Below are 13,336 nucleotides of genomic sequence, written 5' to 3'. Positions count from 1 at the left end.
GTGACTCGGGACCGCTACAGCCTGGTCGCGATCGTCCTCCACTGGCTGATCGCCGCCGCTATCGTCTTCCAGCTCATCCTCGGCTGGCGCGGCCATGGGCTGAGGACCACCCTGGAAGGCTTCAGTCTCATCCAGCTCCACAAGTCGGTGGGCGTCACCATCCTGGCCCTCAGCCTCGCGCGGCTCGCCTGGCGCCTGACCCACCGGCCCCCGCCGGAGCCCGAGACCCTCGCGCCGTGGGAACGACGGCTGGCGGTCGCCACCCACTGGGGCTTCTACGTCATCATGATCGGCCTGCCGTTGAGCGGCTGGGTCGTGGTCTCCACCAGCAAGATCACCATCCCGACCCTGCTCTATGGGGTGGTCCCCTGGCCCCACGTCCCTGGCCTGGCGGAGCTGGCCGCCCCGGCCAAGAGCGCCTGGAACCTCGTGGCCTACGGGGTCCACAAGTCGCTCGCCTGGACCGCCTGGGGCTTGCTGGCCCTGCACGTGGCCGGCGCCCTGAAGCATCAGCTCTTCTCCCGCGACGAGCCGGTGCTGGCTCGCATGGCGCCCGGCGCCAAGGCCGGCCGCTGGCTGGAGCCGCGACTGGTCGCCATCCTCCTGGCCGCCGGCGCAATCACGACGACGGGCTTCCTGGTATCGCCGCCCGTCCCGGTCTCGAGACTTGCCCCGGCCGCCGCGCCTGTCGCGGCGTTGACCCCAGCGACCGCAACGCCGGCCCCCGTCGCGGCTCCGACGGTTCCAGGTGAGCCCAGCCGCTGGGCCGTCGCGCCGGGCTCGACGCTCGGCTTCGCCACGGCCTTCAGCGGAACGCCCATCGAGGGCAGGTTCCAGCGCTGGCGCGCCGACATCGTGTTCGACCCCGACGCCCTGGACCGCTCCAACGTCCGGGTGGAGATCGAGGTCGCCTCCGCCGACACCGGCGACAGCCAGCGTGACGAGGTGCTGCCCAGCGGCGACTGGTTCGACGCGGCGTCCCATCCCAAGGCCGTGTTCGCCGCCCGGCGGTTCCGCAAGACCGGCACGGATCGCTATGTCGCTGAAGGCGAGCTGACCCTGCGCGGGGCGACCAAGCCGCTCCGCCTGCCCTTCACCCTGAAGATCGACGGCGACACGGCGCGGCTCACCGGTGTAACCAGCCTCGACCGAACGGCCTTCGGCGTCGGGCAGGGCGAGTGGACGAACACAGACCAGATACCGGCCAAGGTCACGATCAGCGTGGACCTCACGGCGAGGCGGCGCTAGCCGCCGCGGCGCGGGCCCTGCGCGCCGGCGAGCTTGTCATCCTGCCCACTGAGACCGTCTATGGCCTGGCCGGGAACGCCGCCGATCCCGCCGCCGTGGCGGCGATCTTCGAGGCCAAGGGCCGGCCGAGGTTCAACCCGCTGATCAGCCACGTGGCCGACCTGGCCACGGCCGAGACCCTGGCGGTGTTCGACGACCGAGCGCGGCGGCTGGCCCAGGCCTTCTGGCCGGGGCCGCTGACCCTGGTCCTGCCGATCCGACCCGACACCGTGGTCTGCGACCTGGCCCGCGCCGGCCTCGACACCGTCGCCCTGCGGGTGCCGGCTCATCCCCTGGCCCGCGCCCTGCTGACCGCGTTCGGCGGGCCGGTGGTCGCCCCCTCCGCCAACCGCTCCGGCCGTCCAAGCCCGACCACCTATGCCGACGCCATGGAGGAGACCGGCGCCAAGGCGGAAGCTTCTCTCGACGGCGGCCCCTGCGAGATCGGCCTGGAGTCCACCGTGGTCGCTCTGCTGGACACACCACGCCTGCTGCGGCCGGGCGCGGTGACCCGCGCGCAGATCGAGGCCCTGATCGGTCCGTTGGCCGAGGCGGAGGCCGACGCCAGGCGCTCGCCGGGCCGCTTGGCGCGCCACTATTCGCCCAAGGCCCCGGTGCGACTGGAGGTTTCGACGCCTGAGCCTGGCGAGGCCTATCTGGCCTTCGGTCCCGGCGAGCACCGCTGGAACCTCAGCCCCGCCGGCGACCTGCGCGAAGCCGCCGCGAACCTGTTCAGCTACCTCCGTGAAGCCGATCGCACCGATCCCGCCGCCATCGCCGTGGCCCCCATCCCGCACGAGGGCCTTGGCGAGGCGATAAACGACCGGCTGAAGCGCGCGGCGGGCTTTGTCGGCTAGGGGCGAGGGGCTAGGCTAGGGCATGACCATCTCCGTCCCCGCCGATGTGCTCTCGCGCCTCAAGGCCGTGCTGGGCGAAGGCGGCTGGAGCCAGGACCCCGAGCGGCTGGCGCCCAAGCTGGTCGAATGGCGCGACCGCTGGGTCGGCGAGACGCCCTTCCTGGCCCTGCCGAAATCCACCCAGGACGTCGCCGCCGTCGTGGGGATCTGTTTCGAGGCCGGCGTGCCGATCACCCCCCAGGGCGGCAATACCGGCCTGGTCGGCGGCCAGATCCCGCTGGGAGAGATCCTGCTGTCCACCGAGCGCCTGCGGACCATCCGCGACATCGACGCTTTCGACGACGTGATCGTCGCCGAAGCCGGAGTGACCCTGGCGGCGGTGCATGAGGCGGCGCTCGCCAAGGGCCGGCGCTTTCCCCTGGACCTGGCGTCCGAGGGCACCGCGACCATTGGAGGGGTGGTCTCCACCAATGCCGGCGGCACCGCGGTCCTGCGCTACGGGAACACCCGCGAGCTGGTCCTGGGCCTGGAGGCGGTGCTGCCCAATGGCGAGGTCTGGAATGGCCTCAAGCGCCTGCGCAAGGACAATACCGGCTATGACCTCAAGCAGCTGCTGATCGGCGCCGAGGGCACGCTGGGCGTAGTCACCGCTGCCAGCCTGAAGCTCTTCCCGGTCCTGGTCTCCCGCGCCACCGCCATCGCCGCCGTGGACACGCCCCAGGCCGCGCTCGACCTGCTGGTCCGCGCCAAGGACACCGCCGGGACGGGGGTCGAGGCCTTCGAGCTGATGGGCCGGCGCGGGATCGAGTTCGTGCTGAAAAACATCCCCGACCAGCGCGATCCGCTGGCCGAGATTCATCCCTGGTATGTGCTGATCGAGATCGCCTCGGGCGAGCCCGGCGCAGCCGAGGCGGCCCTGGAGCGGCTGTTGTCCGGGGGCCTCGAGGACGGCCTGGTCCGCGACGCGGTGGTCGCCCAGACCCAGGCCCAGGCCAAGGCGCTGTGGTCGATCCGCGAGAACCAGTCGCCGGGCCAGAAACCCGAGGGCGCCACCTGGAAGCATGATATCTCGGTGCCGGTGAGCCGCGTCGCCGACTTCCTCGCGCAGGCCACAGCGGCCATGGAGGCCCTTGTCCCCGGCTGTCGGGTCACCGCCTTCGGCCATATGGGCGACGGCAATATCCACTACGACATCATCCGCCCCGACGGCGGCGACGATGCGGTCCACTCGGCCCGGCGTGGTGAGGGCTCGCGCATCGTCCACGACATCGTGGCCTCCATGGGCGGCTCGATCTCGGCCGAGCACGGCCTGGGCTCCATGAAGACCGAGGAGGCGCGGCGCTACAAAAGCCCGGTCGAGGTTGCGGCGCTCTCCGCCATAAGGCAGAGCCTGGATCCGAAGCGGATCATGAATCCGCGAGTCCTGTTCTGAGCCCCGCATGCTGATCGTCATCTCCCCGGCCAAGGCGCTGGACTTCACCGCGCCCGCGGCCGCCCTGCCGATGACCACACCGGAAATGGCGGCCGACATCGCCGAGCTGGCCGTGACCGCCAAGAAGCTCAAGACCTCCGACCTGAAGCGGATGATGGATCTGTCGGACAACCTGGCTCAGCTCAACCGCGAGCGGTTCCAGGCCTTCGATCCGGCCATGGAGGATGGGCTGCAGGCGGCCTTCGCCTTCAATGGCGACGTCTATTCGGGGCTGAAGGCCCGCGAGCTGGACAAGAAGGGCCTCGCCTACGCCCAGTCCCACCTGCGTATCCTGTCGGGCCTGTACGGGGTCCTGCGGCCCTTGGACATCATCCAACCCTACCGCCTGGAGATGGGCGTCTCGCTGAAGACCAAACGCGGCAAGACCCTCTACGCCTTCTGGGGCGACAGGATCGCCACGGCGCTCAACGAGGCCGCCGCGGGTCAGAAGGACCCGACCCTGGTGAACTGCGCCAGCCTGGAATATTTCGGCGCGGTCGACGTGAAGGCGTTGAAGCTCCCGCTCGTGACCGCCAAGTTCTTCGAGGAGAAGGACGGCGAGTCCAAGATCATCTCGTTCTACGCCAAGAAGGCGCGGGGCCTGATGGCCCGCTACGCCATCGACCACCGCATCGAACGGGCCACCGACCTCAGGGCCTTCGATTCCGAGGGCTACAAGTTCCAGAAGAGCGCCTCGACCGACACCGAATGGGTGTTCTCGCGGCCTCAGCCGCCGCTGGTTTCCGAACTGCGCAAGAAGAAGGACTGACGCCATGGCCGTCGACTATGGGCTGCAAGGCCACGTGGCCGTCATCACCGGCTCCACCAGCGGGATCGGCCAGGCCCTGGCCGGCGCCCTGGCCGAGCAGGGGGTGAACGTCGTCCTCAACGGCTTCGGCGACCCGGCCCAGATCGAGCACGACCGCCGTAAGCTGCAGGAACGGACCAATGCCGCGATCCGGTATCACGGCGCGGACATGACCAAGCCCGAGGAGATCACCGACCTGATCGACTATGCGGTGCGCGAATTCGGGCGGCTGGACATCCTGGTCAATAACGCCGGCATCCAGCACGTGGCCCCGGTCGACGAGTTCCCGCCCGAGAAGTGGGACGCCCTGATCGCGGTGATCCTGTCCTCCACCTTCCACGCCAGCCGCGCGGCCATTCCGATCATGAAGGCCCAGGGCAGGGGCCGGATCGTCAACATCGCCTCGGCCCACGGCCTGGTCGCCTCGGCCTTCAAGGCGCCCTATGTGGCCGCCAAGTTCGGCGTCGTCGGCTTCACCAAGGGCCTGGGCGTGGAGCTGGCCCGCACCGGTATCACCGCCAACGCCATCTGCCCCGGCTATGTGAAGACCCCGCTGATCGAGAAGCAGATCGGCGACCAGGCCATCGCCCGCGGCATCCCCGAGGACCGGGTCATGGAGGACGTGATCCTGGCGGCCCAGCCCAACAAGCAGTTCGTCGAGTACGGCCACCTGGCCGGCATGCTGCTGTACCTGGTCTCCGACATGGGCGCCTCGGCCACCGGCGCGGCGCTGTCCATCGACGGCGGCTGGACGGCGACCTAGGGCCTCCGATGGTCGATCCGCTGATCCTTGACGGTCTGCTGCGCGGCGCGGCGATCGGGGTCTTCGCGGTCACCGGCGCGGCCTTGGCCCTGTCGCGCCAGCCAGCGCCGGCACGGTGGGTCGGGGCGGTGTTCTTCGCGACCGCCATCGGCCATGCCCTGGCCAATTGCCAGGTCCTTCAGGGACGGCTGGGACCGGTCGAGGCCGTGGTCTGGCTGCTCTCGGTTCTGGGCTCGGGCATGTTCTGGGCCTTCGCCGTCACCCTGTTCAGCGACGACGCCAAGCTGCCGCCGCAGCGGCTGATCCCGCCGGTGGTCGCCGTCGTCCTGGGGCTGGCGGGCCGGTTCTCACCCGACCCCAGTCCGGTGCGCGGCGCCATCTGGCTCGTCTTCGGGCTCTTCGCCATCTTGCTGGTGTTGCACGCGGCCTTCGTCATCTGGCGTGGCTGGCGAGGCGACCTCGTCGAGCAGAGGCGGCGGTTGCGGGCGCCGGTCATGGGCGCGGCGGCGGCCTATGTCCTGCTGATCTCGGCGTGGGACCTCGGTGCGGCCTTCGGCGAGCGTCAGCCGCCCATGCCCCTGGTGCAGGCCTTCGCCCTGGCGGCCCTGGCGATCTCCGGGGCGCTCGCCCTGCTGCGGCTTGACCCGGCCCTGCTGGGCGGCGAGCGGCCGGCCGCGGCTCAGGCGTTGAAGGGCGCTCCAGGCCTCGAGGCCGTCGACGAGGCCGCCCTGGCTCGCCTCTATCGCGCCATGGATGACGATGAGGTCTGGCGGCGCGAGGACCTGACCATAGGCGCCCTGGCCGACAATCTGTCACTGCCGGAGCATCGGCTTCGGCGGCTGATCAACGGGGTCCTGGGCCATCGCAACTTCGCGGCCTTCGTCAACGCCCGGCGCGTCGAGGCGGCCAAGGCGGCGCTGGGCGATCCCGATCAGGCGCGCAAGCCGGTCTCGTCCATTGCCTACGATCTCGGCTTCGGTTCGCTCGGTCCGTTCAATCGCGCGTTCAAGGCCGCGACCGGCGTGACCCCCACCGCCTGGCGTCAGTCCGGAAACTCGCCGATTCCCGAAATTCGCGGCGAAACCTGAAAACCCTGGTCATTTTCGCAATCGGCGAGACGGCGCGACGTCCCCTCAGCAGTCTTGCGGCATCTCGCATTCGCCGGAGGATCGCCACATGACCGAACTCGACCTGCCGCCCGTCATTTTCCAGTGGCTGGCCAATATGCGCACCGACCTGACCCGCTATGTGGTCTTCGCGGTCGGCGTCTGGCTGGTGCTCTGGGTTCTGCTGGCGCCAGTGCTGAGAGCCCGGAAGATCCGCGACGAGACACCCTCGGCCCGGCAACTCCTAACCGAGTTCGGCTGTTCGGTCCGCTCGATCGCCATCTTCTCCACGGTCGGCCTGATGACCTTCGGCCTGGAACGGATGGGATGGCTTCCCGGACCCCGGATCGCCCAGGCCTGGGGACCCATCTGGTTCTGGGTGAGCCTCGGCCTCATGGTCCTGGCCCACGACGCCTGGTTCTACTGGACCCATCGGATGATCCACGACCGGCGGTTGTTCCGCGTCTTCCACCGGCGCCATCACCGGTCGAACAACCCTTCGCCTTTCACCGCCTACAGCTTCGACCTGGGTGAGGCGGCGATCAACGCGCTGTTCGTACCGGTCTGGATGGTCCTAGTCCCGACGGCTTGGCCGGTGGCCGGCCTGTTCATGCTGCACCAGATCGTGCGCAACACCATCGGTCACTCGGGCTACGAGCTGTTCCCCGCGACCCGCGACGGCCGGCCGCTGCTGCCCTGGCTGAGCACCGTCACCCACCACGACCTGCACCACGCCCAGGCCGGCTACAATTACGGCCTCTACTTCACCCACTGGGACCGCTGGATGGGCACCGAGCATCCCGACTACGCGGTTCGATTTGCTGAAGCCGTGCGCCGGCCAATCTTCCGGCGGGCCGTGACGACCGGCGGCTAAAGCAGCGCCTCGATCTCGTCCGGCCTCAGGCCCGCGGCCTCCAGCACCTCGCGGGTGTGTTCCCCGAGCTTGGGCGCCGGGCGGCCGACCGGCGGTGCGCCTTCCGGGAAGCGGGCCGGGGCGGCGGGGGCGCGGAACGAGCCGCCCCAGCCGTCGGCGACGGTTTCGAAACAGCCGGCCTCCCGGGCCATGTCGGACTCCGCCAGTTCGGCCAGGGTGGCCATGGGCGCCCAGGCCAGGTCGCCCGCGGTGAGGCGCTCGGAGGCCTCGGCCAGGGTCATGCCGCCAAAGGCTTCGTCAATCATGGCGCGGACCTCCCGCACGATCGCCAGGTCCTCGATCGGCAGGTCGTAGCGTTCGTCGGCGAGGATCTCCGGCCGGTCGATCGCGATCATCATGTTGGTGAAGCAGTCGAGCGTGCGCGGCACGATGCAGACCCAGCGGTCGTCGCCCGTGCGGAAGAAGCCCGAGATGGCGACCGGGCGCTCATCGCGCGGCTGGGCGGTGACGACCTGGCCGTAGCGGAGCTGTAGCGACAGGTCCCAGCTGATGGCGTAGGCGCCGGCGCGGATCAGGCTGGTCTCCACCAGCCGGCCGCGTCCGGTGGCGGTGCGTTCATGCGCGGCGGCGAGCACTGCCGACAGGGTGGCCAGCGCTGTGGTGTGGTCGCCGAAGCCCGGGCGGGAGGGGAAGGGCTCCTGGTCCGGCGGGATCATGGCGCGCGCCACCCCGCTGCGGGTCCAGAAGGCGGTGATGTCGAAGGCCGGGACATCGGCTTCCGGCCCGGTCAGCCCGTAGCCGGTGACCGCGGCATAGATCAGTTGCGGCAGCTCACCCTTCAGGCTCTCATAGTCGAGCCCCATACGCTTCAGGGAGCCCGGCCGCACATTGGTGATGAAGACGTCGGCCTGGCGCAGCAGGGCGATCAGGGCGCGGCGGCCTTCGGGCTTGGCGATGTCGAGCACCACGCCCTTCTTGCCCCGGTTCTCCATGGAGAAGATCGGGTTGCCGGGGCTCTCGGCGGTGTCGGGATAGAAGGCCCGGGTGGCGTCGCCGTCGGGGCTCTCGACCTTGATCACCTCCGCGCCCCAGTCGGCCATGATCCCGGCGCAGCCCGGCCCCGCCACCCAGGTCGCCATCTCGACGACCTTCAAACCCTCGAGCAGCATCCCGGTCTCCACCTCAATGTTCGGCGCAACAAAGCATGGTCTTCGCCCTAGCCGAAGTCCGGGCTGAAGCGGATGTTCTTGCGCTCCAGGCCGCGCAGGACCACCTCGGCGCCGCCGCTCTTGATCATCCATTCCAGGCGATGGTCGCGGTATTCCCGTTTGAACAGGCCTTTCTCCACCAGCTCGGCCACATTGGGCATGGCCGAGGCGCGCGCCGAGCCGGCGGCTTCCTCCGAGGTCGCGGCGACCGAGGGACGGGTGTTGGCCCGCGCCAGCCAGTTCGACAGCTTCGAACCCTTGGCGGGCGGATTGCCGTGGCCGACCGAGCCGTTGAGGTAGGGGACCACCGCCAGGTCGCCCCAGCCGAAGCTCTCGCCGTTGAACCAGGTCCGGTCGCCGAGCTGGCCCTCCAACCAGGCGAAGAAGCCCGCGGTCTGCTTGGCGGCCTTGGCCAGCAGGGTCTCGGCCAGTTCGCCCTCGGCGCGGCGGAACCAGCGAATCTCCGATAGGCCCCAGTTGATGGCCTCGAAATGGGTGTCCATCACCTCTTCCAGCATCCGCACCCGCGCGCGGTCAGCGGGGGAGGCGGGCAGCATCGGCGGGGCGGGATACCGATCCTCGAGATATTCCAGGATGATAGTGGAATCGAACGCCGAGACGTCGCCATCCACCAGGGCGGGCACCTCGGCCCGCGGACTGGCGGCGACGAACTCGCCCTGGGCCCCGCCGGCGCCCAGGCCGCCGGGCGACACGGTCTCGAAGGCCAGGCCCTTCTCGCGCAGCGCGATCTTGACCTTCTGAGCGTAGGGCGAGAGCGGATGGTCGTAGAGCGTGATCATGGCGGCGGTCCTCCCGCCGCCATCGCGCGACCCGGACGGCAGGGAAGTCAACCGCTCCGCCTCGCCCCAGCTTGACGGCCCCCACGTCAGGGGGTCCTTCTCCCGAACAAGTGTTCGAAAAATACGAGGGAGGCGGCCATGGCCTATAAGCCATTCGATCTGACGGGGAAGGTGGCGCTGGTCACAGGCGGCAACGGCGGCATCGGGTTCGGTATGGTCGAGGCCATGGCCCAGGCCGGCGCCGACGTGGTGATCTGGGGCTCCAATCCGAAGAAAAACGCCGCCGCCGAGGACCGGCTCAGGGACGCCGGCGTCCGCGTCCTGACCCAGGTGATCGATGTCGCCGACGAGGAGGCCGTCCGGGCCGGCATGGTCGAGGCGGTCTCCAAGATGGGCCGAGTCGACACGGTGATCGCCAACGCCGGGGTCGGCGGCGGGGCGCCCTCCTTCTCCGAGTTCTCCACAGAGACCTATCGGCGGGTGCTGTCGGTCAATCTCGACGGGGTGTTCTTCACCTTCCGCGAGGCCTGCAAGCACATGGTCGAGCGGGCCGGATCGGGGGACAAGGCGGGCGGTTCGCTGGTGGCGATCTCCTCGCTCTCCGCGGTCGACGGCGCGGCGCGCAACGAGGCCTACGCCGCCACCAAGGGCGCAGTGATCTCGATGATCCGCGCCATCGCCGTGGAGCATGCCCGCTATGGCGTGCGCGCCAACACCATCCTGCCAGGCTGGATCGCCACCGACATGACGGCCGGCGCCCAGGGCAACGACAAGTTCAACGACCAGGTCATCAAGCGGGTGCCGGCCCGTCGCTGGGGCAAACCCGCCGACTTCGGCGGCATGGCGGTCTATCTCGCCTCGGATGCGTCCAGCTTCCACACCGGCGACAGCTTCCTGATCGACGGCGGCTACGCGATCTTCTGAGCCGGCCGGTGACGTCGGGTCATGGTTTCCATCGCCCGCGCCCGGCGCCATCCTTCCCGGCATAAAATTCGGGAGGATTTCGATGGCCTTGCATACTCCGCTCTGCGACCTGCTGGGTGTGAAGCACCCCGTCATGCTGGCCGGCATGGGAGGCGTCTCCTACGCCGAGCTGGCCGCCGCCGTCTCCAACGCCGGGGGCTACGGTGTGCTGGGCATGGCGGGCCGTACGCCCGACTTCATCCGCGACGAGATGCGCAAGGTGAAGGCGCTCACCGACAAGCCGTTCGGGGTCGACCTGCTGGCCGCTAGCCCTGAGAGCCTGACCGCCTCGGTGGAGATCATCATCGAGGAAGGCGCCTCCAGCTTCGTGGCGGGTCTGGGCGTGCCCATGCCGATCATGGAAAAGCTCAAAAAGGCCGGCCTCAAGGTCATGGTGGTCTGCGGGGCGGTGAAACATGCGGTGAAGGCCGAGCAGGCCGGCTGCGACGCGGTGATCTGCCAGGGCGGGGAGGGCGGCGGCCATACCGGCCTGGTCGGCACCATGCCGCTTGTGGCCCAGGCGGTGGAGGCGGTGAAGATCCCGGTGGTGGCCGCGGGCGGCCTCTATGACGGGCGCGGCCTGGCGGCGTCCCTGGCGCTCGGCGCGGTCGGCGTCTGGATGGGCACCCGGTTCATCGCCAGCGACGAGGCCCATGCGGGCGAACTCTACCGCCAGACCATCCTGGAGGCGGCCGACGAGGACACCATCCGTACCCGGTCCTACTCCGGCAAGCCCATGCGGGTGCGCAAGAATCCCTATGTCGAGGAATGGGAGACCCGGCCGCAGGACATCCAGGCCTTCCCGATGCAGGCCATGCTGTCGAGCCGGGCCGGGGTGATGGGTGGGATCGGCGGTCAGATCGAGGGCCTGGATCCCGACAAATCCTGCTTCGCCATGGGTCAATCGGCGGGCGGGGTCCACGAGGTGCTCCCGGCCGGCGAGATCGTTCGCCGGCTGGTGGCCGACGCAGAGGCCGCCCTGGAGCGGGCCTCGAAGCTGCGGACGCCCGGGACGGTCGGCGCCTAGGCGGTCGCCGTGGCCGGCGCGGGCCGGACGAAGGGCTGCAGGCGCCAGCGCACCAGGGAGCGCCACAACCATTCGAACGGCCCGTACTGGAAGCGCGCCAGCCATGGCTTGCTCCACAGCAGGATGAAGGCCCAGACGCCGAGCACCACGGCGAGTTGCTCGAAGCGCGAGAGTTTGCCGTAGAGGCCCAGGCCGTAGCCGCAGAACAGCAGATTGGTGATGATCGAGGTCATCAGGTAGTTGCTGAACGCCATCCGTCCGGCGGCGGCGAGGCGCTCGACCAGGCTTTGAAGAATCCCGGCGCGGATGATCAGCAGCAGCAGGCTGGCGTGGGCCAGGGCGATGAACGGCCGGGTCGCCGACTGCCAGACCTCCAGTTCGTGCAGCTTGAGCGGCTCGAAGCCGGACGCCCAGATCATCCAGGCCAGCCAGGCGGTGACCGGGGCGCCGATCAGGTAGCCCACGGCGATCATCGCCCCGTAGGCCCGGCTCGACCATCCCAGGGTGAAGAACCCCACCCGGAACAGGCCCATGCCCACGAACATCTGGCCGATCGCCTCGGGCAGGGTGTCGGAGGGCAGGAACACGGTCTGCAGCATCATGGCCATGTTGGCGCGGGCGCTGAGCGCCTCCATGAACCCACCGCCGAAGCCCGCCAGCTCCTGAGCCGCCATGCCCGGCGGCGCCATGATCGCCATGGAGCCTTCCTGCCAGGCCTTGAGGGCCGCGGCCGTGGCGCCCGGCGCGGTCGCCGCGGCGTGCAGCGCCTCCAGCTCATGGGAGCCCAGGACGTTCTTCAGCAGCAGGGCGGCCAGCACCAGCACGCCGAGGCCGATCTGTACTCGGGCGTCGAACTTGCGAAAGGGATAGATGACCAGCCCGGCCAGGGCGTAGCAGACCAGGATGTCGCCGAACCACAGGAAGTAGGCGTGGATCATCCCGATCACGAACAGCCAGAACAGCCGCCGGTAATGGGTCTGTAGCGGGCCTGGCGAGCCGCCCTCGGCGCGCTCGGCGATCAGCACTGCGCTGGCGCCGAACAGCATGGTGAAGAGGGCGCGCATCTTGCCGTCGGTGAGGACGTTGTTGGCCGCCCAGGTCCACAGGTCGGCGCCGGTGTGTCCACCGGCATAGGTCGGGTTGATATAGGCGAAGGACGGCATCCCCATGCCGACGATGTTCATCAGCAGGATGCCCAGCACGGCGAACCCACGCACGGCGTCTATCGAAACGTGACGGTCGCCCGCCGCGGCTTGGCTCATGGACATGGCGTTCCCCACCCCTGTTGCGGGCGCGAGGATGCGTCCGGGGGGAGGGGTGTCAACTGGACTGACGGTGTTCTTCTTTGCGGGGGCGGCAGGACGGAGGCGCGGTGTGTGCGACGCCTCCGCCCGCCGTGGGCCTCGCTCGGGCTGGGGAGGAACGAGCGAGGCTGGGGTCTTAGGCGGCGTCGACCAGGACGAGTTCGGCGTCTTCCAGGGCGGTGACCCGGACCGTCTTCTCGTCACGGATGGCCAGGCCATCGCGGGCCTTGGCGGTGACGCCGTTGACCTCGATGGAGCCGGTGGCCGGGACCAGATAGGCGTAGCGGCCTTCGCCCAGCTGGTACTCGGCGCTCTCGCCGGCCTTCAGCGTCGCAGCCACCACCCTGCCGTCGGCGCGGATCGGAAGGGCGTCGGTGTCGCCCTCGAGGCCGCTGGCCAGGGTGACGAACTTCCCGGCCCGGTCGCCCTTGGGGAAGGGGCGCGCGCCCCAGGAGGGCTCGCCGCCGGCCTTGGTCGGCAGCAGCCAGATCTGGAACAGGGTGGTGGCGACGGGTTCGACATTAAATTCCGCGTGGCGGATGCCGGTGCCCGCGCTCATCACTTGGACGTCGCCAGCCTCGGTGCGGCCGGTATTGCCCAGGCTGTCCTGGTGGGTGATCGCCCCGGTGCGCACATAGGTGATGATCTCCATGTTCGCGTGCGGGTGCGGCGGGAAGCCGGAATTGGGTTCGATCTTGTCGTCGTTCCAGACCCGCAAGGCGCCCCAGCTCATACGCTTGGGGTCGTGGTATTCGGAAAACGAGAAGTGGTGTTTGGCGTCGAGCCAGCCATGGTTGGCGCCGCCGAGGGTTTCAAAGGGTCGATGGTCGATCATCGGTCTGTCTCCCGGGCGCTCCGTGGGTGAGCG

At 69.5% G+C, this 13,336-nt stretch carries 13 protein-coding genes; 9 read left to right on the top strand and 4 right to left on the bottom strand.

Annotation, left to right across the window (positions count from 1 at the left end; genetic code table 11):
• From Q8Q88_RS15220 to Q8Q88_RS15190, 7 genes are all read left to right on the top strand, one after another.
• Positions 1-1,248, top strand: coding sequence for a YceI family protein (locus tag Q8Q88_RS15220; protein ID WP_305676037.1), 1,248 nt, complete (start codon positions 1-3; stop codon positions 1,246-1,248).
• Positions 1,179-2,144 carry an L-threonylcarbamoyladenylate synthase gene (locus tag Q8Q88_RS15215; protein ID WP_305676036.1) on the top strand — a complete coding sequence of 322 codons (966 nt, stop codon included), beginning with the start codon at positions 1,179-1,181 and terminating at the stop codon, positions 2,142-2,144. Before Q8Q88_RS15220 ends, Q8Q88_RS15215 begins: the two co-directional genes overlap by 70 nt.
• A gap of 22 nt (positions 2,145-2,166) precedes the next feature.
• The gene (locus Q8Q88_RS15210; RefSeq protein WP_305676035.1) at positions 2,167-3,576 is read left to right on the top strand and encodes an FAD-binding oxidoreductase; all 1,410 of its coding nucleotides are present in this window, start codon (positions 2,167-2,169) and stop codon (positions 3,574-3,576) included.
• Between the two features lie 7 nt (positions 3,577-3,583).
• Positions 3,584-4,384, top strand: coding sequence for a peroxide stress protein YaaA (gene yaaA / locus Q8Q88_RS15205; RefSeq protein ID WP_305676034.1), 801 nt, complete (start codon positions 3,584-3,586; stop codon positions 4,382-4,384).
• 4 nt (positions 4,385-4,388) lie between these two features.
• Positions 4,389-5,186, top strand: coding sequence for a 3-hydroxybutyrate dehydrogenase (locus tag Q8Q88_RS15200; RefSeq protein WP_305676033.1), 798 nt, complete (start codon positions 4,389-4,391; stop codon positions 5,184-5,186).
• An 8-nt stretch (positions 5,187-5,194) separates the two neighbouring features.
• A complete protein-coding gene (locus Q8Q88_RS15195) occupies positions 5,195-6,274 on the top strand; it encodes an AraC family transcriptional regulator (RefSeq protein ID WP_305676032.1) in 1,080 nt (359 codons plus the stop codon).
• A gap of 88 nt (positions 6,275-6,362) precedes the next feature.
• Positions 6,363-7,166 (top strand): sterol desaturase family protein, encoded by an 804-nt coding sequence (locus Q8Q88_RS15190; RefSeq protein WP_305676031.1) that lies wholly within the window; start codon positions 6,363-6,365, stop codon positions 7,164-7,166.
• Here the strand turns inward: Q8Q88_RS15190 and Q8Q88_RS15185 are convergent.
• Positions 7,163-8,335: a CaiB/BaiF CoA-transferase family protein gene (locus tag Q8Q88_RS15185; protein ID WP_305676030.1), complete on the bottom strand. Its 1,173-nt coding sequence runs from the start codon at positions 8,333-8,335 to the stop codon at positions 7,163-7,165. The genes Q8Q88_RS15190 and Q8Q88_RS15185 overlap by 4 nt on opposite strands.
• A 47-nt stretch (positions 8,336-8,382) precedes the next feature.
• Positions 8,383-9,174: a glutathione S-transferase family protein gene (locus tag Q8Q88_RS15180; protein WP_305676029.1), complete on the bottom strand. Its 792-nt coding sequence runs from the start codon at positions 9,172-9,174 to the stop codon at positions 8,383-8,385.
• Between the two features lie 138 nt (positions 9,175-9,312).
• On the opposite strand from Q8Q88_RS15180, the gene Q8Q88_RS15175 reads away from it, so the two are divergent.
• Positions 9,313-10,098 (top strand): SDR family NAD(P)-dependent oxidoreductase, encoded by a 786-nt coding sequence (locus Q8Q88_RS15175; protein ID WP_305676028.1) that lies wholly within the window; start codon positions 9,313-9,315, stop codon positions 10,096-10,098.
• Positions 10,099-10,180: 82 nt separating this feature from the next.
• Positions 10,181-11,164 (top strand): nitronate monooxygenase family protein, encoded by a 984-nt coding sequence (locus tag Q8Q88_RS15170; protein ID WP_305676027.1) that lies wholly within the window; start codon positions 10,181-10,183, stop codon positions 11,162-11,164.
• On the opposite strand, the gene Q8Q88_RS15165 is transcribed toward Q8Q88_RS15170, so the two are convergent.
• Both Q8Q88_RS15165 and Q8Q88_RS15160 read right to left on the bottom strand, forming a co-directional pair.
• Positions 11,161-12,432, bottom strand: coding sequence for a DUF418 domain-containing protein (locus tag Q8Q88_RS15165; RefSeq protein ID WP_305676026.1), 1,272 nt, complete (start codon positions 12,430-12,432; stop codon positions 11,161-11,163). The genes Q8Q88_RS15170 and Q8Q88_RS15165 overlap by 4 nt on opposite strands.
• A 172-nt stretch (positions 12,433-12,604) precedes the next feature.
• Complete coding sequence (locus Q8Q88_RS15160; RefSeq protein ID WP_305676025.1) at positions 12,605-13,303, bottom strand: pirin family protein; 699 nt, start codon at positions 13,301-13,303, stop codon at positions 12,605-12,607.
• Positions 13,304-13,336 lie beyond the last annotated feature (33 nt).

This window comes from Phenylobacterium sp., from assembly GCF_030697925.1.
GTDB lineage: Bacteria > Pseudomonadota > Alphaproteobacteria > Caulobacterales > Caulobacteraceae > Phenylobacterium.
Note: the sequence above shows the minus strand (reverse complement) of the source record. Positions and strands in the feature narration are given on the sequence as shown.

Bases quoted from the DNA above. Each gene is read 5' to 3' on its own strand.
- Q8Q88_RS15210 (WP_305676035.1), top strand. From the start codon at position 2,167: ATGACCATCTCCGTCCCCGCCGATGTGCTCTCGCGCCTCAAGGCCGTG.
- Q8Q88_RS15170 (WP_305676027.1), top strand. From the start codon at position 10,181: ATGGCCTTGCATACTCCGCTCTGCGACCTGCTGGGTGTGAAGCACCCC.
- Q8Q88_RS15165 (WP_305676026.1), bottom strand. From the start codon at position 12,432: ATGTCCATGAGCCAAGCCGCGGCGGGCGACCGTCACGTTTCGATAGAC.
- Q8Q88_RS15190 (WP_305676031.1), top strand. From the start codon at position 6,363: ATGACCGAACTCGACCTGCCGCCCGTCATTTTCCAGTGGCTGGCCAAT.
- Q8Q88_RS15200 (WP_305676033.1), top strand. From the start codon at position 4,389: ATGGCCGTCGACTATGGGCTGCAAGGCCACGTGGCCGTCATCACCGGC.
- Q8Q88_RS15175 (WP_305676028.1), top strand. From the start codon at position 9,313: ATGGCCTATAAGCCATTCGATCTGACGGGGAAGGTGGCGCTGGTCACA.
- Q8Q88_RS15160 (WP_305676025.1), bottom strand. From the start codon at position 13,303: ATGATCGACCATCGACCCTTTGAAACCCTCGGCGGCGCCAACCATGGC.
- yaaA (WP_305676034.1), top strand. From the start codon at position 3,584: ATGCTGATCGTCATCTCCCCGGCCAAGGCGCTGGACTTCACCGCGCCC.
- Q8Q88_RS15180 (WP_305676029.1), bottom strand. From the start codon at position 9,174: ATGATCACGCTCTACGACCATCCGCTCTCGCCCTACGCTCAGAAGGTC.
- Q8Q88_RS15195 (WP_305676032.1), top strand. From the start codon at position 5,195: ATGGTCGATCCGCTGATCCTTGACGGTCTGCTGCGCGGCGCGGCGATC.
- Q8Q88_RS15185 (WP_305676030.1), bottom strand. From the start codon at position 8,335: ATGCTGCTCGAGGGTTTGAAGGTCGTCGAGATGGCGACCTGGGTGGCG.